Genomic DNA, 26,884 nt, shown 5'->3' on the forward strand with positions numbered 1-26,884 from the left:
TCAATAGGAGCGTTCCTAACGAAAAAAACGACCTTCTCGCAAGGTCGTTTTGTCTATACGTCCAGACTTTAGTCACGATCGGCGCTAAACAAGAACAACAGGACGACCACGACAATAATAATCCATATAAATTCCTCGTTTTCGCGATCAAAAAAACCGTCGAACAGACCCATGGTGGAGTCCTCCTTTCCTTCTCGCTACAGCCTATGCAAAAGGCTAGACGCGTGCCAGTAGTTGGAAGAGCCCAAAAGTGAAATGCGTGTTCAAAAGACGACTGTTTTGAAAAACCTGTACGGATATTCTATTTACAAAGAAGACAAGATCAAATGTGTATAGCTACCTAGTTGTCTTACCTCATTCGTAAAACCAAGATTGGCAAGCTCCTGTAGCAATCGAGAACGATCTGCATAACAGCGGTCCTGAATATCTGCTATCACTCTCGTATGACCTGCCTCCTCTAGGGTATCCAGATGTTCTTGTCTATGCATTTCGTCTACAAACATCAAATCGGCAATGACCAACCGTCCCCCCGGTTTTAAAACGCGGCGACATTCCGCCAAGGCAAGCTGCTTTTGATCATCCGTCAAATGGTGCAAGGCGTAACTCGTAGCCACAAAGTCAAACCGATTTTCTAAAAACGGAAATGCGAAAAAGGTTCCCAGCTTTGTCTCGACCTCTGGGTGTTTCGCTCTGCATTGCTTCAGCATTTGCGGAGATTGGTCGAACCCACTCATCCTGGCTCCTTTTTTCACGAGACGCCCTGCGAGGTTTCCGGTACCTGTTCCGGCATCTAGGCCGTACTCTCCCGGTTTGGCCGCAACTGTCGCGACGACCTCATCCAGAACGTTTTCGTACGATTCATGACCATTCCCGCCATGTACCCATTCGTCATAGCAGTCCGCCCATTCATTAAAATTCCATCGATCCACCCAGTTATCCCGTGTCTGCTTCAATCGTTTGTTCGCCTCTGCCAATGTAAACAGCTCTGCTGGATCAATCGATTCCCTACCCTTTATCCGTTCAATCATCGCTTCTGTCGTTTGGATGACCTTGCTCATTTCTACCCACCTTGTATACATAAACGAACGCTGTAGCTCTAAATAATGGAGAAGACTGCCTTCTTGATCTTTCATTTGAATCAGCAGCTCCCGAATGTCTTCTACCGCCATCCCGACCTCACGCAGTGTCATGATGGTTTGCAGCCTCCAGACATCTTCCTCTGTGAACTGGCGATACCCGGACGCATCTGCTTTCGATGGCTTGATCAGCCCTTTTTCTTCATAATATCGAATCGCACGCGGGGTGATTTGCAAGCGATGGGCCATGTCTTTGATTTGCATGGAACTCTCTCCCTGTATCATTCTTTTTCTATCATAAACCTTGACGCAGCGTGAATGTACAGAACGAATGAAAAAAAGCTGCCGGATTCTTTCCGACAGCTCGTTTCTATCTTATTTATTAATGTGTCGCTGGCTCAGAAATTTGTTGGAGAGCGTCACTCGCCTCATCTTGGTGGAATTGACGAACAGCCATATCTGCTAACGCCACAATTCCGACCAGCTTGCCTTTCTCGACAACAGGCAATCGACGAATTTGATGCTGAGCCATCACCTTTGCCGCTTCATCAACTGTCATCCCCGGTTGACCGAGAATAATGTCCCGTGTCATGACCACCTCGGTGGCTGTCGAGCCTTCATGCTTTTCAGCCAAACCGCGAATCACAATATCACGGTCTGTAATCACGCCGATCACATCATCTTTTTCATCCACAACCGGAATGACCCCTACATTCCAATCGCGCATTTTGCAAGCCACTTCATACACATTATCCTTAAGCGTCACAGTAGCGACATCTTTTGTCATAATTTCGCGCAGTGTGCGATTTTCCAGCTTCGCCATTTCATTCTCCTCCTTTTGCTAATCAACGATTCTAGTTTGTCCGCTCACCTATCGTTTCATGCGCAAGAAAGAGTATGATATATTGCGCTTCTTCCAAAAACAGACTATGATTAATAAGCGAATATCTCACCCATTTTTAGGAGGAAAAAGAATGGTCATTAAGGATACGGGAATTGGCACAAAAGAAGTCTTTTTCGCCGATCTGGAGCACTACATGAGCGAACTCGGCTTTGATCGCGGCGCTTGGGATTACAAGCATGCTACATACGATTATAAAATCCAAGATAAAGGCAATGTCTTCTACCTGCGTATCGAAGCGAACGTGACAGAAGGCAAACTGGAGGATACGCACTCCGTCCTGAAGCTCGAAGATCCTTATATGGGCAAACATCTTTTCCCACACGGTCTGGATTACGATTACCCAATGCCAGACTCCGTTGTAAAAACAGCGAAATTGAAGCTGCAAATGCTGGGCGAAAAGCTGTCCTCACACTAAAAAATGAAATGGTACGGTGTACAGAGAGGAACCCCCTCTCTGTTTCACGTAAAGGGGGGTATTTTTATGAAGACGAGGGGCGTTCCTGACTTCTTGCTCCTGTTTTTGACCGCCCTACTTGTTGGGTTTGGCATAACCATGGTGCTCAGCTCCAGCTCTATTTTCGCGTTGACGAGCTTTACTAGCGGCGGCTGTGATTATTGCGGCGGAGATGAGCTTTATTTCGTGAAGCGTCAATCGGTTTTCTTGCTGCTCGGTGTCGTTGGGATGCTGGTGGCCATGAACATTCCCTTCTCTTTTTATAAGAGGAACTTCTTATTGATTGCACTCTTCAGCTTCTTTTCTTTGCTCCTGGTTCTTATTCCAGGTATTGGTAAGCAAGTTAACGGAGCTCGATCGTGGTTTGAAATCGGTTCTGCAACCATACAACCTGCGGAGTTTGCCAAGCTTGGCCTTATTTTATACTTGGCAGCGATCATCTCCAAAAAAGGTAACGGGATACAAAAGCTGAAATCTGGTTTGATGCCCCCACTGATGGTAACGGGGATGTTTTTTATGCTGATTATCGTCCAACCCGACCTTGGTTCTGCCGCCATCTTGCTCGGGTGCGCTTTGATTGTCATGATCTGCGGTGGGGCCAAAATCCGTCAACTGATCGGTCTCGGTGTTCCATCTGTGACTGTTGCCCTATTGGTATATATCACTGCAAAGCCCCATGCCTTGAATCGGATTAACTCCTTCCTCAATCCATGGAGTGATATGGGTGGTACTGGGTACCACATTATTCAATCCTGGATTGCGATTGCACATGGCGGTCTAGCTGGGACAGGCTTTGGGAAAAGCATTCAAAAATATTTGTATTTGCCCGAGATGCATACCGATTTTATTTTCTCGATTATGACAGAAGAGCTTGGTTTTATCGGTGCCTCTGTGTTCCTCTTGATCTACTTGCTTTTCCTGCTGCGCGGCATCCATATTTGTCTGCGTGTAAAAGACACCTTTGCCAGTTTGGCAGGAATCGGTGTTGTCAGCATGTTCGCCATTCAGGCGCTCTTAAACATTGGTGGAGTAACGGGTTTGATTCCTTTGACAGGTGTACCATTGCCGTTTATCAGTTATGGTGGTTCCTCCTTACTCGTATGTCTGCTCGCCACTGGCTTTTTGCTCAGTATATCGCGGGAAGTCAGTCGCCAGAAGGTAGAAGAGCAATTACAAAAACAGCCATATTCCATGTAAAAAACATATATAGGGGATACCGGATGCGTCCAGTATCCCTTTTTTTCTTATTCACTTCGTAGGAGTTCGATTGTTTCCACACGTACATTCACGGCTTCCACATAAAGACCTGTCAATGTTTCCACCGCTTCTTTTACTTTTTCCTGTAGGATGTGACAGACATGATGGATCTGCGCCCCGTAACGAACGGACACACGCATGTCAATCGTGACTCTGTCGTCTATGACAGATACGGTAATGCCTTTCGCGCCGCCATTCAGCTTTTTCGCCAAATCTTGATAGATTCCGCCTGAACGGACTGTGACTTCCAAGACTTCTTCTACAGCAACACCAGCAATGATCGCGATCACCTGATCTGCTACTCTGATTTCGCCAAGACTGTCAGCCATCAGGTCGCCCTCCTCTTCGCCCGTTTCGTTCTTCCCCCACTGGTTTCATTTGCCTTTTCTTTCATTATAAACAAATCATGCTTGGGCTTGGAAGGAAATTTGTTTTTTTCTCTCGGTTAGTGTCGGCGATGTGCAATGAATGTCAACGAGTGTCAACTGACCTGCAGCAAGTGCCTCCCGCAATACAGGCTCCAGAGCTTGTACCTCTTTGACAACCTTGCCACTGATCCCGCAAGCTTTCGCTAATTGTTGAAAATCTGGATTATGCAATTTCACTCCAAAAGGGATCAAGCCCGCCTGACTCATTTTGACCTCTTCCAATCCTAATGTCCCATTGTTCACCACGAGAATTACAATCGGAAGCTGAAGTTGGGCCGCTGTCATCAATTCCGCCAGATTCATTTGCAATCCCCCATCCCCAGCGACGCAGACGACCTGCTTCTCAGGATAGGTTAGCTTTGCAGCCACAGCCGCAGGCAACCCGAATCCCATTGTTCGCCACTTTCCGGAAAAGAGTGGGGTCTGTTTTTTCCCACGGAACGCACGATTAAACCAGATCGTGTGCTCACCCGTATCCAGGACGATAATCGCATCTTCATTGACCACTCCCCCAAGCGTATGCATCAAGGTTTGTGGCTTTACTTGTTCACTCGCTTGTTGAATGACAGCTTGCTCTGTCTCCTCGCCAAACTCGCCATGCCAACGCTTGATTTGTTCCTGCCACGCATCGTCCTGTCTGCGCGATTCCAAACGTCTCATCCAGATCGGCAGGACATCGTCCAATTCAGCTGTGACAGACTGAAGGTAGGGATGTGCATGTATCGATCCGGGCTGATGATCTACTTGAATGACGGACAGTTTCTTTGGCAAAAAAGCACGCGGGAACCAGCTCGCTCCCAAAATCAGCAACAAATCTGCTTCCGCTAAGGCATGTAAAGTCGTTTCGCTGCCCCCCTCTCCCCATCCGCCGATCACAAGAGGATGAGATTCATCTACCGTCCCTTTTGCTCCGAGCGACAGCAACACGCCTGCCCCTAGCTGTTCCGCTAGCTTTACACACGAATCAGCCAATTTGCGGGCACCGATACCAAGCAGAATGAGAGGTTTTTGCGCCTTCGCAACCTGCTCACAAGCAAGCTCGATCTCCATCCGATCAGGATAAATGGCATGTGGAATGCGTGGAAGTGCTGCAAGGACAGCTTCTGAAGTCGTTTGCGTAAAGACGTCCTTGCAGATGGCGAGATGTGTCACTCCTTTTTGCTGCATAGCTGTGACAAATGCTTTGTGCAAAACACTTTGGATGGCATCTGGATGCGTAATCGTCGTCGAATAAAAACTGATGGGACGTATCATGTCTTCTTGAGAGATAAACTGCTTGTACGCTCCACCCAGCTTGTATGTCTCCACTTGACCCGTAATCGCAATGACGGGTACACGATCCGTATGCGCATCTGCAAGTCCATTCAGCAGATTGACAAAACCCGGCCCCATCGTCGCGGTACAAACAGCAGGAATCCCCGTCAGTTTTGCTTCCGCACTTGCCATCATGGCCGCAGCAGATTCATGCTTGCAAGCAATGTATTGAATGTCGGATTGCTTCGCGAGCTGATCCAGCCAGGCAAATATTCCGTCACCAGCCACCCCGTATATTCGTTTGACTCCCCATCTAATCAATTGTTCCGTCAAATATTGCGCGACCTGCATCAAAATCTTCCCCTTCCAGAACAAAGTGCAAATACATTTACTGGTAGTCTACGCATTCTCCAATATTTTACTAAGGCAAAAATGACGGAAGTTGGAGAACCTAACAATAATCAACTGATATACAAATCCATACCCGAAGGAGGGTAAGAAATGAAACAGCCTGTTAAATGGCTGCTAGCTGTAGTAGTATTCGCACTTCTGGTTACGACTGCGGTTATGGTATCTCCGTTGCGCTCAGATGCATTCAGTAAGCAGATTGTCAAAGTAGGGGCAGAAGGCTCAGACGTGCGTGAAATGCAGTATCGTTTGAAGCATCTTGGATTTTATACGGGAAAAGTAGACGGCGTATTCGGGTGGCGTTCTTATTGGGCGCTGCGTAACTTTCAGTATGAGTTTGGCTTACCCATAGACGGTGTACTTGGAGCGCAAACGAAAGTAAAGCTGTACAACGCCACAAAAAATTATAAACCCACTGCTTCTGATCTCGGGGTGCCACAAACCGCAACCCCTGCACCATCGACGCCTTCTGCGCCTTCTAAACCTACGTATCACGTAGCCGGAATATCGGAGAACGACCTGCGTCTGATGGCGAATGCCGTGTACGGAGAATCGCGTGGAGAGCCCTACATTGGCCAAGTAGCAGTTGCTGCTGTTATCTTGAACCGGACAAAGAACGCATCCTTTCCCAATACACCTGCTGGCGTTATCTTTGAACCGCGTGCTTTTACTGCTGTGGCGGACGGTCAGATTTGGCTGTCACCGAACGAACAGGCAAAAAAAGCAGTGAATGATGCACTCAAGGGTTGGGACCCAACAGACGGAGCCATTTATTATTTCAACCCGGATACTGCAACATCTGGGTGGATTTGGAGCCGTCCTCAAATCAAAAAGATCGGCAGACACATTTTTTGCCGCTAGCATTCCATAAAAAACAGGCACGACAGTCGTAAACTGCGTGCCTGTTTTCCTTTCCGAGTCTCATTTCGAACGCTGTGTTTGCATATGCTGGGCCATTTTGACGAATCGTTCTTCCGGTTCTGTGGTCCCGCAAATTCCACATTGTATCATGTAGTGCTCACCTTTGTACGGCTGGTGAAACATATCAAGCTGGTCTTGATGGAATTCTGCTACGACTTCGCCTGACTGTGGGTCCAGTCTTATATAGCGAGGGGTCTGCTCGATAACAGTGAACCTCATCCGATTTGATTTACATGTCGGGCACAACAACGGCTGGGTCATAAAAAAACACCTCACTTTTCTAGTTCATGGTTAGTTTTGTCCAGAACAGGAACTCTATACCTATGAGGTCTAGGGATGAGTAAAAATTGCTGAGGTGATGAAATGAACTTGAAACTCTTTTTCTCATTAGTAGGCGGGAGCATGATAGTAGCTCTATACGCCCACTATTTTTCTGGAAATGAAATGCTCCAATTCGCCACATCTTCACTTGCCATCATTTTTTTGGCAGCTTGGCTCGGAAAATCGACAGAGAGCGTCGCCCATTATGCTGGGGACCGAATCGGGGGCTTTCTTAACGCTACCTTCGGAAATGCCGCAGAACTCATTATTGCTTTTTTTCTGGTGAAAGAAGGCTTGTTCGATATGGTCAAAGCCTCTATTACGGGTGCGATCATCGGAAATATGCTGTTGGTTCTTGGCTTGAGTACGTTTCTTGGCGGTCTCAAGTACAAGGAACAAACCTTCAATAGCAGGCTGGCAAGTCACAATGCTTCCCTGATGACACTCGCGATCGTCGCTTTATTCATACCGGCAGTCTTCATGTTTGATCTGCCTATGATCAAGGTGGAGATCATCAGCATCGTCATCGCCAGCCTGCTCATCATTGCTTACATTTTGTGGCTCATCTTTTCCATGATTACCCACAGCGATTTTTTATCGGATATCGAGCCACAAGAAAGTGATGCGGTATGGTCAAAGGGTGTCTCTCTCTTGATGCTTGCTGTCTCCACCTTTTTCGTAGCCGTTGTCTCGGAATGGCTGGTAGAGGGAGTACAGCATGTCTCCGAATCGTTAGGATGGTCGGAGTTATTCGTCGGTGCTTTTGTGATTGCGATCATCGGGAATGCCGCAGAGCACAGCGCTGCCTTGCTTTTGGCACTAAAAGGACGCATCGGTGCAGCAGTCGAGATCGCGATCGGCTCCAGCTTGCAGATCGCCTTGTTCGTAGCCCCTACTCTCGTCATCATCAGTCTCTTGCTAGGCAATCCAATGGACATCGTGTTCACTACCTTTGAACTGGCTGCGATCGGAGTTGCTACCTTTATTACGATTTCTATCACACGAGATGGCGCCACGAACTGGTTTGAAGGCATACTTCTCTTGACGGTGTATATTATTCTAGGTACAGTCTTTTTCTTCGCGTAGGGCGCAGGAACAAAACAAAGGCTCCGCCATCCTCTGTGGCGAAGCCTTTCATTGTTTTACCAGAAACCCAGCATTTGCAGGAAAACGGCGAGAATCGCCATAGGTGCTACGTATTTAATCAGGAGAAGCCAAATGATAAACATGCGTTTGCCCAAAGAAGTATGCGCCCCCAGCTCGTTTATCAAGGTCTCACGCTTCATTTTCAACGGAACGAAGATTGCAATGAGCAGCGCTCCCGTCGGCATCAAGATATTGCTGACCAAAAAGTCCATCGCATCAAAGATAGATTTGCCGAACAGCGTAACCTCACTCCATACGCCGAATGACAAAGCCGATGGAACTCCAACGATAAAAATCAACAGACCAACCACCCAAGCGAGACGCTTACGCTTCGTTTCGTCCCCTTTTGCAAGAGAAGCAACGATAATTTCCAGCATCGAAAAAGCGGAGGTCAATGTAGCAAAAAGGAAAAGAGCCAAAAAGATTAACAGAAAAATGCTACCGAAGGCAATTTGTTCAAACACAGAAGGAAGTACGATAAACAGTAATCCCGGCCCTGCTTTTGGCTCTACTCCAAGGGAGAAGACCGCCGGGAAAATCGCCAAACCAGCAAACAGCGATACGAGCAGATTCAAACTGACAATCGAACCAGCAGAACGAACCAGACTTTCGTTTTTGGCAAGGTACGAGCTGAAAGTAACCATGACGGATACCCCGACACTCAGCGCGAAAAAGGATTGACCCAATGCGTACAGGATCGATTGCGCACTCAGCTTGGAAAAATCAGGACTCAGAAAGAAGGAAACGCCCTCCATTGCCCCATCCAACGTCAAGGAACGAACCATCAATACCATGAATAACAGGAACAAACCAGGCATCATGTACTTGTTAGCGGACTCAATTCCACCCTGTACGCCTCTCGCGACTACCCATGCAGTAATAAGCATGAAAACCAACTGAGCAATTACTGCACCAACAGGATCACCGATAACGTCACCAAACACTTTGTCATAAGCTGGCCCTTGCAATTGACCAGTAAACCCGCGGAGAAGATAACTAAGAATCCAACCTCCCACCACACTGTAAAAGGACAAGAGCAAGAAGCAAGTGATCACCCCAAGGCGACCGATCCAATGCCAGGGGGACCCTGGCGCAATTGTTTTATACGCACTGATCGCCTCTTTTTGGGTACTGCGTCCGATTGTGAATTCTCCTAACAGCAACGGAAGACCAATTGCTAGCGTAAAGATGATGAATAGCAGAAAGAACGCTCCACCACCGCTCGTTCCAACCATATAAGGAAATTTCCAAATGGCCCCTAGTCCAATCGCCGAGCCTGCTGCTGCCAAGATGAAGCCGAGCCTGCTCGTCCATTGTTCGGCTTGTTTCATAGTTTTCACCCTCCAAAGATATTCTTTTCCTGCCCAAAAATGGGTACAAAAAAACCCGCCCCAAAAAGGGACGAGTTATTCATTTCTCGCGGTACCACCCTACTTAGACATCCCCTATTGGCGATGTCTCGCTTCGTCATTGATAACGGGAATGACCCGGACTCTCTTACTGGCGGCGCCTGCGTTCAGAGGTCAGCTCAAGAGTGAATTCAACGGGGCTTACATCAGGCTGCTCTCAGTCTATGGCAGCCATCCCTGTCATGCAGCAGGTCCGTTTACTAGTCTCTTTCCTTGCTTGTTTCTATGATTTGGTTGTTGGGCGTCTTGCGAAAATAAAAAAAACCCGTCCAAATAAGGGACGAGTTATTCGCGGTACCACCCTGATTAAGTGCACGGGATACAGATTCCCTACGCACTTCTCTCCATCATTGATAACGGGAATGACCCGATGCCTCCTACTAGGCAAAAAGCCATTAAGAGGGCTGCTCAGGAGGGAATTCTACGGTGCGCGCTTCAAAGCTGCTTTCAGTCTAAGGCAGCTTCTCCCTGACAAGCGGTGATTCCGCATACTAGTCTCCGTCATTGCATTTCAAAATTAATAAAAAATTATAGATTTTAATTTAATATAAATACGCGAAATAGGCAAGTGTTTTTTCTTTCAACAAAATGAAAAGCGAGGATAATCGCCGCTCTCCTCGCCTTACTTTTGATTAAACAGTTCATGAAGATGGGCCAATTTACGTTCCAATGAACCCATGATTTCTCGACCAATGTCCTCACTAATCAGTCCCAAGCGGACTGCATACTCTACTTCACGAGAAAGCCCGAACATTTGGGTATCCAGCACTTCTTCATACAGTGGGCACTGCGGCATGGTCAGGTTTTCCATCTGTACGTCGATCAGCTTGTAAATTTTGTCGGCGTCTGCTTGAAGCAACGCTAGCGCTTTTTGTTCCAGATCGGGAACCTTAATTTCTGTCAAAACCTATCCCTCCGTTTGCCTCCATCCTTATCATACATAGTACGCGATTCTGGGCCATTTGAAAAGGGGAGAAGACAGATCAACTGCAAGAAGCTAAAAGATACCGAGCTTCCACTCTCTTGAAAGCTGCTCCAACAGCTTGACACCGGCTACCGAATTTCCTTTCTCATCCAAAGATGGACCGAACACACCAATCCCCATACGATGTGGCACTGTTGCCATAATACCGCCGGCAACCCCACTTTTCGCGGGGATTCCTACGTCTATCGCAAACTCTCCAGAGGCATTGTACATCCCACAAGTCACCATGAAGGTCTTGCAGATTCGAGCTACTTCTTCTGGAATCACCCGCTCACCTGTATTCACGAGAATTCCGTCTGCTGCAAGTACCATCCCTAGTGTAGCTACTTCCTTCGCTGTCACCTCTATCGAGCAATGGCGAAAATACAGATCAAGTGTCTCTTCTACATCCGTTTCCAGTATGCCGCTGTCCTTTAGAAACCAAGCGAGGGCACGATTGCGATCAGCCGTTTTCTTTTCAGAACAATAAACAGCTTGATTGATAGAAAGATGAGGATTCCCTGTCATTTTCCGCATCAAAGCCAGCACAGCATCTAGCCGCTCGTCCACGTTGGCACCACGAATCATGCCCGCAACCGCAATGGCTCCTGCATTGATCATCGGGTTCAGTGGTTTATGAGATTCGGTCGTCTCCAGTTTAATAATCGAATTAAACGGGTCTCCAGTTGGTTCTTTCCCTACATGCCGAAACACGTATTCCTTCCCGTTCTGGCATACGGCGACGATCAGTGAGAAAATCTTGGAGATGCTTTGCATCGAGAATGGCACATCTGCATCACCAGCAGAAAGGATCGTCCCATCGGGCAAGCATACAGCCACTCCCAATTGATGTGGTTCGACTTTTGCCAATTCAGGAATGTAGGACGCTACACTCCCCTTGTATGTATACTCAAGTGATTGGTTGCGTACTTGCTCCAATTGTTCGGACGCTAGTTTCAAATCCATCGAAAAACCTCTCAGTCTATTACGTCGATGTATACAGATTCGATTGTAGATTTCCACATGGCCCATGTCAAATTTCCCTACTTCTGAACAGCGTGCTCCAATCGTTCCATCGCTTCGACTAGAATTGATCTTGGGCAAGCAAAGTTGATTCGCATGAACCCTGCACCATCCCGTCCAAACGTCGTGCCATCGTGCAAACCGAGCTTTGCATCCTCGCGAATGAGCTTGTTTAACTCCGCCTGACTACGTCCTAGCTGTCTGAAATCCATCCACCCCAAGTATGTCGCTTCCGGAATCGCCATGGATACCCCAGGAATACGAGTCGATAAAAACTCATGCACATAGGCTGCATTCCTACGTAAATAGATCAACAGTTCTTCTAGCCATGCTTCTCCATGTTGGTAGGCAGCAATCGTTGCTTCCATCCCAAACAGATTCAGGTTCTCATAGCCCATTTTGGATGCTGTGACCTGGAAGTCCCGCAATAACTGCTGATTTTCTGTCATCAAATAGGAAGTATACAAACCAGCCAAATTGAATGTTTTGGCGGCCGATAGGAAGGTCACACTCTGGTTGGCTAATTCGGGTGCCAGCGAATAATAAGGCGTATGAACATTTGGTTCATAGACCAAATCCGAATGAATCTCATCGGCAACCACAAGCACGCCATTTTCTACACACAATCTTCCCAAGCGCACCAACTCTTCTCTGGTCCATACTCGTCCGATCGGGTTATGCGGTGTGCAGAGCAGCATCAGCTTCACCCGTGGGTCGCTCAGCTTTTGTGCGAGATCATCCCAATTCATTTCATAACGGCCGTCACGCTCCAAGAGTGGGCTGGTAACGACATGACGTCCGCGATTTTCGACTGCATGATAAAAAGGATGGTACACAGGCGTCTGGATCAAGACACCGTCTCCTGGGGCTGTGTAAGCCTCTACCGCTACGTGAATGCCGGGAACGACTCCAGGTATCCCTGTCATCCAGCTCACTTCTACCTCTACACCAAATCGCTTGTGTATCCACTCTTTCAAGCCCTGATAAAGGGCATTCGACTTCAATGTATATCCGTATATCGGATGGCTCGCCCGTTTGATCAGTGCCTCTGTGATTTCAGGAGCACAAGCAAAATCCATATCCGCCACCCATAGCGGAAGCATCCCTTCTCCGTTCACTTTCGGATTCTGAATCTCCCATTTGACACTATCTGTCCCTCTGCGTTCGATGCGCTGATCAAAATCGTACACGCTCGTTCCCTCCCCGTAATCCCTTTCCATACATACAAACAGCATAAACCGTCTTTTTCCAATTGTCCAAGCTTCCAGTGTACAAAAAAAGAGCCGCCCTGTTGAGCGACTCCTTTCTTATGAAAAAATAGATTAGCGAGCGTATACGCCAGGACCAAATGGAAGATCCAAGTAGTACCATAATGTCAATTGTAAGATCCAAACGACTAGGAAAACGATTGCAAATGGAGTCATGGTAGAGAAAATCGTTCCCATCCCTGCATTCTTATTATACTTCTGATAGAAAGCCAAGATGAGCGGGATGTACGGATTCACAGGTGAGATCGTATTGGTTGCAGAGTCCGCAATCCGATAAGCGGCCTGGATAAATGCCGGGTTGTAATCCAACAGCATCAGCATTGGCATAAATACAGGTGCGAGGATCGCCCACAGCGCTGAACCACTCGTGATAAACAAGCTACAGACACCTGTGAAGAGTGTAAAGGCAATAATGATCGGCAAGCCAGTCAAGCCCATGTGTGTCATGAATTCTGCGCCATTGACAGCCATCAAAATACCAATGTTGCTCCAGTTAAAGAACGCGATGAACTGTGCTGCTGTAAACGCTAACACAATAAAGCCGGACATATCCTTGATTGCTTCGGACATGTATTGCGGAATGTCCTTCGATGTTTTAATTAGTCCCATTGCTCTACCGTATACAAACGATACGGTCACGAAGAACAACAGGATGATGGGGATGATCCCTTTCAAAAACGGTGATGTCAAGAAGTCACCTGTCTTTGGATCACGCAACAGTGAACCTTCTGGAACGACCAGTACCCCTACAATGACTACGAAAATCAGCGCTGCGATACCCGCTTTGCGCAGTGCTTTGTTTTCTTGCGGAGTTACTTCTTCGAATTGTACGTTTCGATCGCCGTGATACGTGCCAAGACGTGGTTCGATCATTTTATCGGTAATCCATCCTCCAAAGAAAGCGAGGATGACAACGGAAGCTGACATGAAGAACCAGTTATCTACTGGTGTAACCATAGCATTTGGATCAATCGTTTTCGCTACTTCGGTACTGATCCCTGCCAAGAGAGCATCTGTACCGGCAATGAAAAAGTTCGCTGTAAAACCGGAGGATACACCAGCCATACCAGCTGCAAAGCCTGCAATCGGGTGACGCCCCATTGCCAAGAACACGAGACCGCCAAGCGGAGGAATAATAACCATGGCTGCATCAGAAGCTAGATTTCCCAAGATTCCGACAAATACAACGACATAACTGACAACCGATGCCGGAATGCCTGCCATCATTTTGCGTAGGACTGTTGTTAAAAGACCGATTTTTTCTGCTAGTCCAATTCCAAGCGTCATCGCCAGAACGAGACCAAGTGCTGGAAATTCAATAAAGTTTTTTAGCATACTTGTTAAAATCCAGTGAATCCCTTCGACGCTAAGCAAACTCTTAACGGCAACCTCTTCGCCTTTTGCAGGATGAATAACCGAAAAGTCCATGGCTGCGAGGATTGCGGAGACTACCATCAATACACCACACAAAATAATGAACAAGACAAATGGATGCGGGAGCTTATTCCCTACCGTTTCAATCCATTTTAGGATACCTTTTTGCTTCATCAAATCTGCTTGCACATTCGTGCCTTTCGCCATAGGTTCGCCCCCTAACTATTTAGTAGGAATTCAACTATCACAGGAAAAGTTCATTCTCACATAACAACTTTCTAATATGATTATATAATCTATAAAATGCATGTCAATAATTTCAAGAATATTATATGAAATTTTCGCTTTTCGGATAATTGCTGTCATTTACGGGTCTATAGTAATATAGAGATTGATTACGAATGATCACGGAGGAATGACGTATGTCTGATGTTATCGTGTTCAAAGGGGCCATCGCTTTCCCTATTACATTGGATCCAACCGTTTGGGTTTTTGATGAACGCAAATTCGATCTGAAAACATACGCGGGCGAAGATGATAGCTCGCTGGCTACACAAGCAAAGTATTTGGCTGGAACGGGGACCCAGTGGGATAAGGAATTGCGCGAAGGGGCTACGCTTCCTTCCGAACGAAAAAGCTTAGCCGAAGAACGTAAAGTGCTCGAAGGCGATTACGGAATGCGTCTTGATCCCTTCATTACAAACGCTGAGCCCTTACCAGAGGTGACCCATGTCCGTCTTCACCGCGAGGATCTGGAAGCGATCGTTCTTCCACTTGCAGAGGCAAGAAGAGCCATCCTGCAATTCTCCAAAGACGGCAGGCCTATTAAAGAGGACGGCCCTGTGTACTTCTATTTGCCAGAAGTGTTGCTTGCGAATGAAGAACCGATTAAAGGAATTACTGCTTTTGAGTTTATTATGGAGCAAGCGTAGATAGCAAAAGCCATCCTCCTTCGAAAAAAGAGGATGGCTTTTGCCATATGTTACGTATGTGTGATGATTTTGCTCTAGGCGCTGAACTGCGTGATACGGATTTTCCGATGCTGTAGTTCTTCGCGAAGCAATTCGATAAATGCTGCATCTAGTTGAAGGTCGACAGCTCGATGATATACTTCTATCAACATTTGGTCACTCAAGTATTTCACCTTTGCTCACCTCCATCTCTAATATGAGCCCATTGTAACAGAAGCATTTGTATCGAACAACCGTTCGGATATCCACAAGCAATGTGGACATCTTGTTGGTAACATGTGGGCAAACTGTGTGTAACTTATAAGCATCCAAGCATTTCCTTTGTGGATGTTTTTTTCCTTTTATCCACAGCCAGTCGGAATTTGTCGAACGAATGATGTGATTATTCTGTCATCATAAGCCCTCAAGAAAAAAAGCCACCCTCGTACAGGATGGCTTTTGTCGTTGCTATTTATGCGTTTGCAGCTTCTGTCACGTGCAGAACTTGTTTAATGCGATCAATTGCCCAATCTAGATCTTCTTTGCTGATGACGAGTGGCGGTGCAAAACGAATGGTTGTCTCATGTGTTTCTTTGCACAGGAGTCCCAGTTCTTTTAGTTTTTCGCAATATGGACGAGCCGCTGTAGTCAGCTCCAAACCAATGAACAGACCACGACCGCGAATTTCCTTGATGATCGGGTTGTTGATTTCTTTCAATTTCTCCATGAAATATGCGCCCATTTCCAGGGAGCGTTGTACAAGACCTTCGTCAGCCAATACATCCATAGCTGCGATGGCAACTGCACATCCGAGTGGATTTCCACCAAAGGTAGAACCGTGGGAACCTGGCTCAAATACGCTCAAGATTTCTTTATCTGCTGCTACTGCAGAAATCGGGAACACGCCACCACCAAGAGCTTTTCCCATGATGTACATATCTGGCACTACCTCTTCCCAATCGCTGGCAAACATTTTACCTGTGCGACCGAAGCCTGTTTGGATCTCGTCGCTGACCAAAAGTACATTGTTTGCTTTACATACCTCTTGTGCTTGCTTCAAGAAGCCCTCTTGTGGAATGATGATCCCTGCTTCGCCTTGGATCGGCTCCAGCATGAATGCTGCTGTATTCGGTGTAATCGCTTGCTTAAGCGCTTCGATATCGCCATAAGGAATGATTTTGAAACCAGGTGTGAATGGTCCGAAGCCACGTCTGTACTCTTCTGCAGAAGAGAAGGAAGTAATTGTGACAGTACGACCATGGAAGTTGCCTTCACATACGATGATTTCTGCTTGGTTCTCTGGTACTTTTTTCACGTCATAAGCCCAGCGACGAACTGCTTTGAGTGCTGTCTCTACTGCTTCTGCACCAGTGTTCATCGGCAGGATCATTTCTTTTCCTGTCACCGCAGAAAGCTTTTCGTAGAATTCACCCAGTTGGTCATTGTAAAAAGCACGGGAAGTGAGCGTTACTTTATCTGCTTGATCTTTCAGAGCTTGGATGATACGTGGATGACGATGTCCTTGGTTCAGCGCAGAATATGCACTCAGCATATCCAGATATTTATTGCCTTCCGGATCGTGTACCCATACGCCTTCTGCTTTGGAAATAACGATCGGTAGCGGATGATAGTTGTGCGCACCGAATTTTTCTGTTTGATCAATAACCACGTTTGTTTTACTCATGTCGTTAGCCTCCTTCAAGATCACTTGCTAAATTTATCAAGCAAGAACGATGCCAAACAAGAAAACAACATAAAGTCGATCCCTTCCGATCAAATAAGCAAAAAATTTTTGCATCTTACCTTCATATTCTTTTGCAGTGCATAATGTTTTTGCACTCATTCCCTTTATGCTATGATACCTTCATAAGGAAAGGCTGGTGACCACAGTGTCGTCTTCTACGCATAATTCTTCTGCTGACACTCTCTTGCGCATTTATGAACATATTTTGGACAGAATGAATGAAGGTGTACATGTCATCGATTCGGACGGGACAACGATTGTCTACAATTCTAAAATGACCGAGCTGGAATTGATGACCAGACAAGACGTGTTACACAAACCTTTGGCAGAGGTTTTTCAGTTCCCTTCTGGACAGGAAAGTACCTTGCTCACATGCTTGCGTACCGGAAATAGCATTCGCAATACACGCCAAACGTATTTCAATGACAAGCAAAAAGAAATTTCAACCATCAACAATACGTACCCCATCATTGAAAATGGCAAGATCATCGGCGCGATGGAAATCGCAAATGATGTTACCAAAATGGAGCGATTGATCAGAGAAAACCTGCTGCAAAAAAACGGGTCACGCTACACGTTCGCGCACATTATCGGGAGAAGCGGTCCTATTCTCGATGTCATAGAGAATGCCAAACGCGCAGCACGCACCTCCTCATCCGTATTAGTAGTCGGTGAAACGGGTGCCGGGAAAGAGCTGTTCGTGCAAAGCATTCATAATGCCAGTCTGCGTGCAGCTGGTCCCCTTATTTCACAAAACTGCGCTGCCCTTCCGGATAGCCTGATCGAAGGGCTTTTGTTTGGGACTGCTCGCGGGGCATTTACCGGTGCAGTAGAGCGACCTGGATTGTTTGAGCAAGCGGAAGGCGGAACACTTTTTCTCGACGAAATCAACTCGCTTAGTATGCCACTACAGGCAAAATTGTTACGTGCTCTGCAAGAGAAGTCGATTAGACGTATTGGTGACACAAAGGATCGAACGATTGATGTACGAATCATTGCGGCTATCAATGAAGATCCTGTTGAGGCAATCGCCCATTCGCATTTGCGAAAAGACCTGTACTACCGCCTTGGGGTCGTCACGTTATTTCTCCCCCCGCTTCGGGAACGCAAGGAAGATATTCCGATGCTGGTCAGTCATTTTATTGAAAAATACAATGCGCTGTTCCAAATGGAGGTAAGAAGCATCAGTGATGAGGTTTTGCAATTTTTTATCCAGCATGACTGGCCTGGCAATGTGCGTGAACTTCAGCACTTGATTGAGGGAGCCATGAATCTGATGATTGACGAATCAACTATCCGCTATGAACACTTGCCCTTACACTTTTTGCGTCGTACGCCAGCCGCTTCGGTAACGATCGAGCAACCCTCCCCTCACACGTTGCCATTTGTGGACGAAGGAAAGCCGTTGAAGGAAACCATGCAAGAATTTGAAACAGCATATATTCACCATGTTGTGGAACGCTATAACGGAAATATTTCACGAGCAGCCAAGGAATTGCAAATCAGTCGTCAGAGCTTGCAATATCGCTTGCGTAAGTTGGGGATTAAAGGATAAAGCATATGAGTCAACATAGTGGAGAGAAGAAAAAGCACAGTTCTCTTCGACTCTGACACGCCTGCATGGGTGACTCACTGCTCGTCTCCATTTCAAAAAGGGGACCGTCGAGCCAAAGCCACCCTACGGGCGGACGTTTCTCGAAGAAGAAGTGTTCGACAAGCGTGGTCCCCTTTTTGAAATTCCGACTGGGTCGGCGTTGTCAAGGTCTACGAGCCCTGCGCTTTTTCTTCTTACCAGCTTGGTTGGTTCATCGTTACTTTCTAAAAAACGTGCACTAAAAAACTTGCAAGTTCATCTCTTTAGATGTTTCTTTCAGTCCAATTTTTTCCTTATCATTTTTAATAAACGCCAAGAGATTTGGCGTTTTTTTAATTATTTTGCATCTACATGCCGAATCTTTTTGCGCTTTTTGACAGCAAATACCTTAAAAATAATATTTTCATAAAGTATTTGTTTTGGTATCATTCTTGCAGAGCATATATCGCTATCGCGCCTGAAAACGCATACATCCATTGAACATACTCGCGTGAAGGAGAGGGTTATATGTCCACAAGCAACATGGAGCAGCACAATCAATTGAAACGCACGATGAACAGCAGACACCTCTTTATGATTTCTCTAGGCGGCGTAATCGGAACCGGGTTATTCCTCGGATCAGGTTATACAATTAGTCAGGCAGGACCAGTTGGTGCCATTCTCTCCTATTTAGTCGGAGGCTTTATCATGTACCTGACTATGCTATGTCTGGGTGAGCTGACAGTTGCCATGCCAGTGGCCGGTTCGTTCCAAACATATATGACCCGCTTTGTTAGCCCAGCCCTTGGGTTTGGTGTAGGCTGGTTGTATTGGCTTGGTTGGGCCGTGACCGTTGCTTTAGAGTTGTTGTCATCAGGATTACTGATGCAGCGTTGGTTCCCTGACTCACCTGTTTGGATGTGGTGCGCGATCTTCGGTGTAGTGCTCTTCTTATTAAATGCTTTATCTGCTCGAGCGTTCGCTGAATCTGAGTTCTGGTTTTCTAGCATTAAAGTAAGCGCTATCATCTTGTTCATCATCTTGGGTGGAGCGGCGATGTTTGGCCTCATTGACCTGAAAAACAGTCAACCTGCACCAATGCTCTCCAACTTTACAGAAAGCCCGCTTCTCCCCTTTGGAATTACAGGCTTGCTGATGACGATGATCACCGTGAACTTCTCGTTCCAAGGCACCGAGCTAATCGGGATTGCCGCTGGAGAAAGTGAGAATCCAGAGAGGACGATTCCGAAGGCCATTCGTACGACGGTTTGGCGTACACTCGTTTTCTTCATTCTGGCGATTGCCATTGTGGCAGGGATGATTCCACACCAACAGGCGGGTGTGATTGAAAGTCCGTTTGTCGTCGTATTTGACAGCATCGGGATTCCTTATGCAGCTGACATTATGAACTTCGTTGTCCTGACAGCACTTCTGTCTGTGGCCAACTCTGGTTTGTACGCAGCAACTCGTATGCTTTACTCCCTGTCCAGAGAAGGAATGGCTTCGAAAAAGCTTGGGGCCGTAAATGGAAAAGGGATTCCGATGAACGCTTTGTTGATTACGTTTGCCATTGCGCTCTTGTCTCTTCTGTCCGGTTTTTTTGCAGAAGATACGGTCTTCATGGTACTGTTGTCTATCGCTGGTCTCGGTGCACAGATCGGATGGATCTCCATCTCCGCTTCGCAGCTTGCATTCCGTCGTCATTACCTGAAAAATGGAGGCAAGCTGGAGGATCTGAAGTTCCGTACACCTTTGTACCCTATACTGCCTTTGATTTCCTTGATCTTGAACTTGCTCGTTCTCGTGAGTCTGGCATTCGATCCAGAACAACGCATCGCCTTGTACTGCGGAGTTCCGTTCATGATCATTGCAATGTGCGTGTATCAATTCCATTTTAAAAAGAAAATCGAAGCGTAATCACAAAAAGAAAAGCTTGCAGCCTCTTTCAAGAAGGGACTGCAAGCTTTTCATGCTTTATATGCGATTTGTTAGGCTTGGCAATGCTACAATGAGATTCGGACAATTTCCGTAACGACTACCATGGCAAAAACTGCAAATCCAAGGGAACTCGTTACCAGTAACATGCGCTTTAGCTTTTTCATATCTTCCATAAAATTCCCTCACTTTCTTGCGCCAATCATCTCTATCGTTATATACGTAAGAACGATGGAAAATGTTTCATTTCGCCCAAAAATATTTACGAGCGAGCTATTTTCTTTAGATTATTCCCGATTTGTCCGGTTTGTTGTTCCATGCGATATAGCATCCAGGCCACCCCAAACCCGATGACCAAACAAATGGTCCACGGCAGCCACGGCGTTTGCAAGCGCAGCCCTACATCGTACACCCATCCTCCCGCTACCTGTCCAAATGAACCCCCGATGGCAATCGAATACCCGTTGAAGCCGTAATAGGCGCCCACCAAGTCCTTGGGAGCAAAACGGGGAACGACATCCACCAGATTCGGAACAGCAATCATGGTTCCCAGTGCAAAAAGGAACACATCCAAGAGAATAAGCCACAATGAATCGGCAAACGTGAACAAAAATAGTCCCACACTCATAAACAACGTCCCGATGCCAATCAAGGTAAGCCTTTGCGGATAACCCTCCAGCAATTGTGTTACTTTCATTTGAAATAAGATTACAAACAGCGAAAGCGCAGAAAGCACGATTCCTACATTCACCTTGTTATGTGTAACATTCTCAACAAACAGCGGAATCGTTAAAAACACCTGCATATTCAAGTAATAATACCCCATCAAGATAAAGGTATAGCGTACAAACAGCTTGTCCTTTACTACCGTGGACATACTTTCCCATATACTATGCCGCGTATTCGTGGCGCGAATCGGTGGAAATAAAAAGAAGATCACGATGGCATTCACTCCGAAAACGGCCCCTGCAAACAACGAAATGTACGTAAAATCAATAGCCGAGAGTGCTGTCCCCACGATTTGGGAACCGACAACCGCAATATTGCCAAGTACATTGCGTAGCGAGAATACTTCTTTTCGGATGGCCTCAGGTGTAATAATCGCATAGGCAGCAGAGCAAGCAGGCTCAAACAACGCCCCACCCAATCCGGAAAGAATCGCGGCAACAAAAAAGTGCCACGTCTCGGTACAAAAGGCGAACATCGCAAACCCAACGGCACGTACGCCCAATCCGAGGAACATCGCCCCTTTGTATCCGAAGGCATCCGCGATCACACCGCCTAAAAAGGCAAGACCTTGCTGAGAGAACTGTCTGACACTCAGGACAATCCCTGCCATCGCCAGTGTCCAGCCGATGCTGCCCGTCAAATACAAAGTGAGATACGGGATTAATGCATAAAAACCCATATTCATCATAAAAGATGTGCTTAACAAGAGCTTCACTGAAAAGGGCGTTTCTCGCCACCATTCCCACTTCATCCCCATACCCCTCGCTCTCCCGATACCCCACATGAAAAAGGATATCCCCAGCTTAGCGAACAGGGTATAATTTGGGAAACGAACAATTTTGTATATGGTAATCAAATATTTAGATAAGAGGGATTCCAACTGTATGGACTTCGAACAATTACGTGCTTTCTACACATTGGCCCAGACGAAAAATTTCACCAAGGCTGCGGAAATGCTCCACTTAGTTCAGTCTACGGTGACAATGCGAATCAAGCAACTGGAAGAAAAAGTTGGCAAACCTCTTTTCATTCGTGATAAAAGAAGTGTTGAGATTACCCAAGCGGGCTTAACCCTTTTACCGTATGCAGAGAGAATCCTCAAACTGTCCCATGAAGCCCTAAATGAAGTCGCTTCCCTCCAGCCTTATGAAGATTATTTATCGATCGGTAGCTTAAACGCGATCTGGACATCCACCCTCGAGCCGATCTTGAAAGAGTACCACTTTCGATATCCACAAATTGCGATTAGCACAAAGACAGGCCATTCGTCCGATGTCATCCAGTATTTGCTGGACAACGTGATTCAAATCGGAATCGTTTACGTTCCCCCATCCTTGCCCAACTTTGACGTCATTCCAACGTGGGATGATGAAATTGTCTTGGTTTGCTGTCCAGAGAGCCCCATTGCCGCATCTACACACGTCGATTCGCGCGAGCTGCGTAATCTGCCGCTGCTGTACATGAATTGGGGCCCTCCTTTTAACGAGTGGATTAGGCAGACACTGCCGCGTAATTACGTACCCAAGTTGACAGTAGACAAAGCGGAGCTCGCCATCGATCTGATTAAAGAAGGTCTCGGCGTGAGTTTGTTGACGCGCTCTACCGTCAAAGCCGAGCTAGCGGCTGGTACTTTGAAGGAACTGATCATAACAGGCAATAAGCCTCCCAAACGCTCTGCATACATCGTCTTGCCTAAGGACAAAAAAAATAAACCCAGCGTAGAAAAATGGCTGAGTTTAATGAGTGAATTAGGGTATTCCACCTAGCTTCATGATTATCTGGAATGCGGTATGGGGTCGACGACCGTACTTCGTCTCCCCATCCATTCTTCATAGCCGAGACAAAGGAGAAAGTACCAGCACATCGACAGGAAAAAGCCGGTAAGCACATCACTCAAATAATGAACGCCCAAGTACACACGGCTGAAAGACAGCAATGCCACGAAAATAAAAACGGCAGGCTGCACGAGCGTCGACCATCTTTTCTCCGCAAACCATTGGGAAATCCAAAATGCGACCATGCAATAAAAGGCGGGTCCAATCATCGCATGACCACTCGGAAACGAAAAGGAATCGGGCAGTTCAATCAGATTAACCCCACTTGGTCTAGGCCTGGCAAAGAACCACTTTAAGAGCTCATTTGCGACTTCACTGACAACGAGGGAGATGAGAACAAACATTGCCTCCACACGATATTTCTTTATGTATAGGACAACGATCATCATGACCGCTACTGGTACAAGGAATATACCTCCGCCCAGATTGGTTACCAATCGAAAAAAAGCAGTCCCAACATCAGAGCGAATCGACTCCGCAAATGCGATGGCAGCTTGATCCATACCTGCCACTTTTCCTGCGACGTAGAGGGCAAACATGATTAGGGCAAGTACAGCAAACGAAAGTGCTCTGCGTACATATCCATTTTTTCTCGTTGTCGGATTCATTGTTGATTTCCTCTTTCCATCAAAAAGCGCAAGGACTCAGCAAATCGCTGATCGTCTTCACGCGTGCGAGCAGCAGGCCCTTTCGTACGACCTCCCCCGCGTCGATATCTCGCTTTTTCATTTCGTTCTTCCAAATGAAACGCAATTCGTTCTGGGTCAAAAACCATCCCGTGCGGTGTCAGAGCATGGGCTTTCTTCCCGAGAATGAGCGCTGCCAGACCAATATCCTGCGTCACCACGACATCCCCTGAACTCGTTTCGTTCGCCAGCTTCATATCTACCGCTTGTGGGCCGGCATCTACCGTTACATGATTGGCATTACCGATTTGATGATTATAACTGGCAAAGGTCAAACAGATCCAGTCGAGCTCCTTGCACAATGCTTGGGCAGTTAAAAGTGCCTGGCGCGGACAAGCATCCGCATCGATAAGAACACGTCCTTTTGACATGGTTGCTCCTTTCGTGTGTATTTCTCTCCCCGTACCGATTCATTTTTGGTATGATGGAGGTGGAGAGGAGTGAGTTCACCTTTGCGCTATCAATTTATCCATGATGAACGGCTAGGTATACGGCTTCCCGTACTGCATCTGGAATGGGAAGATTATTCAACTGTAGAAAGAGCGGACATGTTGCTGGAATGGGAAGAAATCCGCGCGACCATTCCGGATAAAATACACCGGGTAGAAACGGTCATTATCGAGAAAACCAGACAAATGTCCGAAGAAGAAAATTTCGTAAGGTCTTGCGAATTGAACAGCGAGATCCACGAATTGGCCAGTGTTATTAACGATCTTAATATATGGTTCCGTGTCCAGCAAGACCATGACACCAAAATCCATCAATAATTCGTTTATAAAAAGCAACAGCTCCTTGGCTTCATTTTTAGCCTCGGAGCTGTTTTTTTGTAGAGACGCTATGCTTTTTTTCGCTTGCGACCAATTTCTAATGCCTTCAGTCCTGCCACATGCGGGGCAGCCATCGAAGTACCATTTAGCTTTTTAAATTGATTTCCCGGCCATGTAGACAAGATATCAACCCCGGGTGCCTTCATATTTGCGCCCTTGCCTCTCGCACTGAACGATGCCAATTTTCCCGTTTGATCAATCGCGCTAACCCCTAAAACACCATCGTACCGCGCTGGATACTCCACTTCTGCCCCTCCGTTACCTGCAGAAGCTACCAATACGATTCCTTGTTGATGGGCCCGATTTACTGCTCTCGCCATTGCTTCGCTATACTGGGGCATGCCAAAGCTCATGTTGATTACATCCATCTTATTGGCTATCGACCATTGCAGGGCCTGCAAAATGGTCGACAAAGATGATTGACCTTCATGATCAAAAGCACGGACGTCATACAAATGGGCCTCTGGAGAAACACCGACAATTCCTCTTTGGTTCATCTCAGCTACGATGATCCCTGCAACATGCGTCCCGTGTCCATTTTGTTTGCCGCGCACTAGCTGGACGCCACCTTTAATTTGATCCTTCAAATCAAAATGATCGCGGGAGATTCCCGTATCGATGACAGCGACCTTGACGCCTGCTCCACGCCCCTTTCGCCACAATCTCTGTGCCCCCACATATCGCACGCCCCACGGGATTTCATCCTCCCCTTGCGCATGAACGCTTACGGTAATGTTCTCTTCCACCATCGCTTTATACCTTCGAAAAAGCTCCTCATGCTGCTCAAAAATCTTTTGTTTGACACACAAGCAAGAAAGGTCATCATAGCATCGCCATGGAAGTCTCTCGGTTTTGGTCAGAACCTTGGTTTTCAAATCTGACAGTATCTCGGTAAACGGCGTATCCCGATGAAAGCTGACAATTTTCAACCTACTAGCCTCCTGTCATGCGTCGTTCTGACTCATCCTATGTCAGGCCTCCCCCTATGGGTTTGGGCCATTGCACAACGTTAAGCAAAATAGGCGAATAGCGGCGTGAATCTGTCCAAGCGAACTCCCTTGCTTTTCCATATAACTGCATAGGGCAGACGTATTCCTTTGAAAGGAGCGAAGCATCGTGGCAAACGCAAAAGGAAAAGCAAGAGCAAAAGTCAAGCTCAAAGCGAAGAAGGGCAGTCCACGTGATTTATTGAAATCCATCAACAAGAAAAGCAAGAAAAAATGGACGATGGGCGATGTGCGATCGTTGGCAAGAGACTTCTCCATGAAAGATTTGAGGGACGACAAAAAATTAAGCGAGCTGATTAAAAAAGTTAGCAAGGCGGTCGGTGTCAAATTGTCCGACCAGCAAATGTCCAGTGTAAAAAAGCAAGTGCATGATCGCCTCGGATAAGATATGTCTCCCCTTGGCTTCGCCCCTCTTTGATTGGCGAAGCTTTTTTTTGCAAAAACAAAAGAGAGAGCGAAAAAATCGCTCTCCCTCTTGGCGAAGCTACCCAGTGTTTTCGTTAGTCGCAAGAGCAAGCCACGATAACGAGCAATACGAACAACACCAGTATTAAAGCAAAGTCGTCAAATCCTCCGTTGAACAGACTCATTCGCTTTCCCTCCTTTGCCAGCAACTAGTCATACTGTATGTGCGAATGCTTAAGGATGATTGGACCCTCGCCTATACAAGACCGTTTTTCCTGTATTTTTCACAGTGACTGGCAAATGGAATGGAGATTAGCTCGCTTGTCTTTCTGCTGGATGTGGCAGACCATACTGCTTTTTCATAACTTGACGCCAAAATGGAATCGTCCGTTGAATCAGCGGTCCCGTTAACAGCGCTATCAGTATCGTGCCGATTGACACAGGTCCACCCAAAGCAGTCCCCGCAAGCAGGACGGTTACTTCTATGATGAGGCGGACTCGCTGGATACTCCAGCCAAGACGCTCGTTCATCGCCAGCATGAAGCTGTCGCGCGGACCCGCTCCTAGAGAAGGAGATAAATACATCCCGATTCCGACAGCCAAAACAACAACACCTGCGAGAAACATCACGACTCTCGCCCAGATTGATTGCACCTCAGGAATAAAATCCAACCATAAGATAAGATCAAGAAAAACGCCAAAGCAAACCATATTTAAGAACATTCCAAAATTAGGTTTGATTTTTGCCACCAAATACGTGGCGAAAATGACAACGACTCCTACGATCTGAGACCATAGGCCAATCGTTAATCCAAATGTTTTTTGCAGGCCGATGTGAAAGGTTTCCCAAGGTGCTACACCGAGGTTTGCTTTAATGGCCAGTACCGTACCGAAAGCACCAACGAACAAGCCTAGTACAAACATCAAGTAGCGAACTGCGATCGATCGGTTGAACCCTTTGCCAGACACGTCTGCTCATCTCCTGA

28 protein-coding genes and 2 other annotated features are annotated in these 26,884 nt (G+C 46.7%); of the genes, 10 read left to right on the forward strand and 18 right to left on the reverse strand.

Translation table 11 applies throughout. The features are described 5' to 3' along the window. Positions 1–305: 305 nt before the first annotated feature. Complete coding sequence (locus tag E8L90_RS11505) at positions 306–1,340, reverse strand: MerR family transcriptional regulator (protein WP_137029515.1); 1,035 nt, start codon at positions 1,338–1,340, stop codon at positions 306–308. 118 nt (positions 1,341–1,458) lie between these two features. Next, positions 1,459–1,899 (reverse strand): CBS domain-containing protein, encoded by a 441-nt coding sequence (locus E8L90_RS11510; protein ID WP_137029516.1) that lies wholly within the window; start codon positions 1,897–1,899, stop codon positions 1,459–1,461. A 151-nt stretch (positions 1,900–2,050) separates the two neighbouring features. On the opposite strand from E8L90_RS11510, the gene E8L90_RS11515 reads away from it, so the two are divergent. Together E8L90_RS11515 and ftsW are read left to right on the forward strand one after the other, a co-directional pair. After that, a complete protein-coding gene (locus E8L90_RS11515; protein WP_137029517.1) occupies positions 2,051–2,395 on the forward strand; it encodes a YugN family protein in 345 nt (114 codons plus the stop codon). Between the two features lie 66 nt (positions 2,396–2,461). Continuing rightward, on the forward strand, positions 2,462–3,631 hold the full coding sequence (gene ftsW / locus E8L90_RS11520) for a putative lipid II flippase FtsW (protein ID WP_137029518.1): 1,170 nt from the start codon (positions 2,462–2,464) through the stop codon (positions 3,629–3,631). A 47-nt stretch (positions 3,632–3,678) separates the two neighbouring features. Here ftsW and E8L90_RS11525 read toward each other — a convergent pair whose 3' ends face one another. Beyond that, on the reverse strand, positions 3,679–4,020 hold the full coding sequence (locus tag E8L90_RS11525; protein ID WP_137029519.1) for an Asp23/Gls24 family envelope stress response protein: 342 nt from the start codon (positions 4,018–4,020) through the stop codon (positions 3,679–3,681). A gap of 75 nt (positions 4,021–4,095) precedes the next feature. Further along, positions 4,096–5,724: a thiamine pyrophosphate-binding protein gene (locus E8L90_RS11530; protein WP_137029520.1), complete on the reverse strand. Its 1,629-nt coding sequence runs from the start codon at positions 5,722–5,724 to the stop codon at positions 4,096–4,098. Between the two features lie 150 nt (positions 5,725–5,874). Here E8L90_RS11530 and sleB point away from each other — a divergent pair, with 150 nt between their 5' ends. Then, positions 5,875–6,642 (forward strand): spore cortex-lytic enzyme, encoded by a 768-nt coding sequence (gene sleB, locus E8L90_RS11535; RefSeq protein WP_137029521.1) that lies wholly within the window; start codon positions 5,875–5,877, stop codon positions 6,640–6,642. A gap of 60 nt (positions 6,643–6,702) precedes the next feature. Here the strand turns inward: sleB and E8L90_RS11540 are convergent, their stop codons facing one another. Then, positions 6,703–6,963 (reverse strand): hypothetical protein, encoded by a 261-nt coding sequence (locus E8L90_RS11540; protein ID WP_137029522.1) that lies wholly within the window; start codon positions 6,961–6,963, stop codon positions 6,703–6,705. A 102-nt stretch (positions 6,964–7,065) separates the two neighbouring features. On the opposite strand from E8L90_RS11540, the gene cax reads away from it, so the two are divergent. Beyond that, positions 7,066–8,109: a calcium/proton exchanger gene (gene cax, locus E8L90_RS11545; RefSeq protein ID WP_137029523.1), complete on the forward strand. Its 1,044-nt coding sequence runs from the start codon at positions 7,066–7,068 to the stop codon at positions 8,107–8,109. Positions 8,110–8,165: 56 nt separating this feature from the next. Here cax and E8L90_RS11550 read toward each other — a convergent pair whose 3' ends face one another. The 5 genes from E8L90_RS11550 to E8L90_RS11570 all read right to left on the reverse strand — a co-directional run bounded on the left by E8L90_RS11550 (position 8,166) and on the right by E8L90_RS11570 (position 14,414). Next, a complete protein-coding gene (locus E8L90_RS11550) occupies positions 8,166–9,500 on the reverse strand; it encodes a sodium-dependent transporter (RefSeq protein WP_137029524.1) in 1,335 nt (444 codons plus the stop codon). Positions 9,501–9,563: 63 nt separating this feature from the next. Beyond that, positions 9,564–9,801: a binding site (T-box leader), on the reverse strand. Positions 9,802–9,851: 50 nt separating this feature from the next. Further along, positions 9,852–10,092 (reverse strand) — a binding site (T-box leader). Positions 10,093–10,200: 108 nt separating this feature from the next. Beyond that, a complete protein-coding gene (locus tag E8L90_RS11555; RefSeq protein WP_007725848.1) occupies positions 10,201–10,482 on the reverse strand; it encodes an Fpa/YlaN family protein in 282 nt (93 codons plus the stop codon). A 93-nt stretch (positions 10,483–10,575) separates the two neighbouring features. Next, entirely contained in the window at positions 10,576–11,508 is a 933-nt protein-coding gene (gene glsA / locus E8L90_RS11560) for a glutaminase A (protein ID WP_137029525.1), read from the reverse strand. A gap of 77 nt (positions 11,509–11,585) precedes the next feature. Continuing rightward, on the reverse strand, positions 11,586–12,755 hold the full coding sequence (locus E8L90_RS11565) for a MalY/PatB family protein (RefSeq protein ID WP_137029526.1): 1,170 nt from the start codon (positions 12,753–12,755) through the stop codon (positions 11,586–11,588). Between the two features lie 132 nt (positions 12,756–12,887). Further along, positions 12,888–14,414 (reverse strand): AbgT family transporter, encoded by a 1,527-nt coding sequence (locus E8L90_RS11570; protein WP_137029527.1) that lies wholly within the window; start codon positions 14,412–14,414, stop codon positions 12,888–12,890. Between the two features lie 215 nt (positions 14,415–14,629). Between E8L90_RS11570 and E8L90_RS11575 the strand changes: the two genes are divergently transcribed. Further along, a complete protein-coding gene (locus E8L90_RS11575; RefSeq protein ID WP_137029528.1) occupies positions 14,630–15,139 on the forward strand; it encodes a molybdopterin-binding protein in 510 nt (169 codons plus the stop codon). A 74-nt stretch (positions 15,140–15,213) separates the two neighbouring features. On the opposite strand, the gene sda is transcribed toward E8L90_RS11575, so the two are convergent. Both sda and E8L90_RS11585 read right to left on the reverse strand, forming a co-directional pair. Then, on the reverse strand, positions 15,214–15,351 hold the full coding sequence (sda, locus tag E8L90_RS11580; RefSeq protein WP_137029529.1) for a sporulation histidine kinase inhibitor Sda: 138 nt from the start codon (positions 15,349–15,351) through the stop codon (positions 15,214–15,216). 278 nt (positions 15,352–15,629) lie between these two features. Next, positions 15,630–16,841, reverse strand: a complete 1,212-nt coding sequence (locus tag E8L90_RS11585; RefSeq protein ID WP_137029530.1) for an ornithine--oxo-acid transaminase — start codon at positions 16,839–16,841, stop codon at positions 15,630–15,632. Between the two features lie 196 nt (positions 16,842–17,037). Here E8L90_RS11585 and E8L90_RS11590 point away from each other — a divergent pair, with 196 nt between their 5' ends. After that, positions 17,038–18,456, forward strand: a complete 1,419-nt coding sequence (locus tag E8L90_RS11590; protein ID WP_137029531.1) for a sigma-54 interaction domain-containing protein — start codon at positions 17,038–17,040, stop codon at positions 18,454–18,456. Positions 18,457–19,002: 546 nt separating this feature from the next. Beyond that, positions 19,003–20,391: an amino acid permease gene (locus tag E8L90_RS11600; protein WP_137029532.1), complete on the forward strand. Its 1,389-nt coding sequence runs from the start codon at positions 19,003–19,005 to the stop codon at positions 20,389–20,391. A 280-nt stretch (positions 20,392–20,671) separates the two neighbouring features. Here E8L90_RS11600 and E8L90_RS11605 read toward each other — a convergent pair whose 3' ends face one another. Continuing rightward, positions 20,672–21,889 carry an MDR family MFS transporter gene (locus E8L90_RS11605; protein ID WP_208759468.1) on the reverse strand — a complete coding sequence of 406 codons (1,218 nt, stop codon included), beginning with the start codon at positions 21,887–21,889 and terminating at the stop codon, positions 20,672–20,674. A gap of 133 nt (positions 21,890–22,022) precedes the next feature. Here E8L90_RS11605 and E8L90_RS11610 point away from each other — a divergent pair, with 133 nt between their 5' ends. Next, a complete protein-coding gene (locus E8L90_RS11610) occupies positions 22,023–22,904 on the forward strand; it encodes a LysR family transcriptional regulator (RefSeq protein ID WP_137029534.1) in 882 nt (293 codons plus the stop codon). Positions 22,905–22,912: 8 nt separating this feature from the next. Here the strand turns inward: E8L90_RS11610 and E8L90_RS11615 are convergent, their stop codons facing one another. Together E8L90_RS11615 and E8L90_RS11620 are read right to left on the reverse strand one after the other, a co-directional pair. Further along, entirely contained in the window at positions 22,913–23,581 is a 669-nt protein-coding gene (locus tag E8L90_RS11615) for a phosphatase PAP2 family protein (RefSeq protein WP_137029535.1), read from the reverse strand. Then, positions 23,578–24,030, reverse strand: coding sequence for a YaiI/YqxD family protein (locus E8L90_RS11620; protein WP_137029536.1), 453 nt, complete (start codon positions 24,028–24,030; stop codon positions 23,578–23,580). The genes E8L90_RS11615 and E8L90_RS11620 overlap by 4 nt, the downstream gene beginning before the upstream one ends. Positions 24,031–24,099: 69 nt before the next feature. Here E8L90_RS11620 and E8L90_RS11625 point away from each other — a divergent pair, with 69 nt between their 5' ends. Continuing rightward, the gene (locus E8L90_RS11625; RefSeq protein WP_137029537.1) at positions 24,100–24,426 is read left to right on the forward strand and encodes a hypothetical protein; all 327 of its coding nucleotides are present in this window, start codon (positions 24,100–24,102) and stop codon (positions 24,424–24,426) included. A gap of 68 nt (positions 24,427–24,494) precedes the next feature. On the opposite strand, the gene E8L90_RS11630 is transcribed toward E8L90_RS11625, so the two are convergent. Then, on the reverse strand, positions 24,495–25,415 hold the full coding sequence (locus tag E8L90_RS11630) for a S8 family peptidase (protein WP_137029538.1): 921 nt from the start codon (positions 25,413–25,415) through the stop codon (positions 24,495–24,497). A 187-nt stretch (positions 25,416–25,602) separates the two neighbouring features. Between E8L90_RS11630 and E8L90_RS11635 the strand changes: the two genes are divergently transcribed. Then, positions 25,603–25,878 carry a stage VI sporulation protein F gene (locus E8L90_RS11635; protein WP_137029539.1) on the forward strand — a complete coding sequence of 92 codons (276 nt, stop codon included), beginning with the start codon at positions 25,603–25,605 and terminating at the stop codon, positions 25,876–25,878. A 115-nt stretch (positions 25,879–25,993) separates the two neighbouring features. Here E8L90_RS11635 and E8L90_RS11640 read toward each other — a convergent pair whose 3' ends face one another. Both E8L90_RS11640 and E8L90_RS11645 read right to left on the reverse strand, forming a co-directional pair. Next, a complete protein-coding gene (locus E8L90_RS11640; protein WP_100169674.1) occupies positions 25,994–26,083 on the reverse strand; it encodes a YjcZ family sporulation protein in 90 nt (29 codons plus the stop codon). Positions 26,084–26,210: 127 nt separating this feature from the next. Next, positions 26,211–26,867 (reverse strand): YczE/YyaS/YitT family protein, encoded by a 657-nt coding sequence (locus E8L90_RS11645; protein ID WP_137029540.1) that lies wholly within the window; start codon positions 26,865–26,867, stop codon positions 26,211–26,213. Between the last annotated feature and the right edge of the window lie 17 nt (positions 26,868–26,884).

The sequence above is a fragment of the Brevibacillus antibioticus genome, from assembly GCF_005217615.1.
Taxonomy (GTDB): domain Bacteria; phylum Bacillota; class Bacilli; order Brevibacillales; family Brevibacillaceae; genus Brevibacillus; species Brevibacillus antibioticus.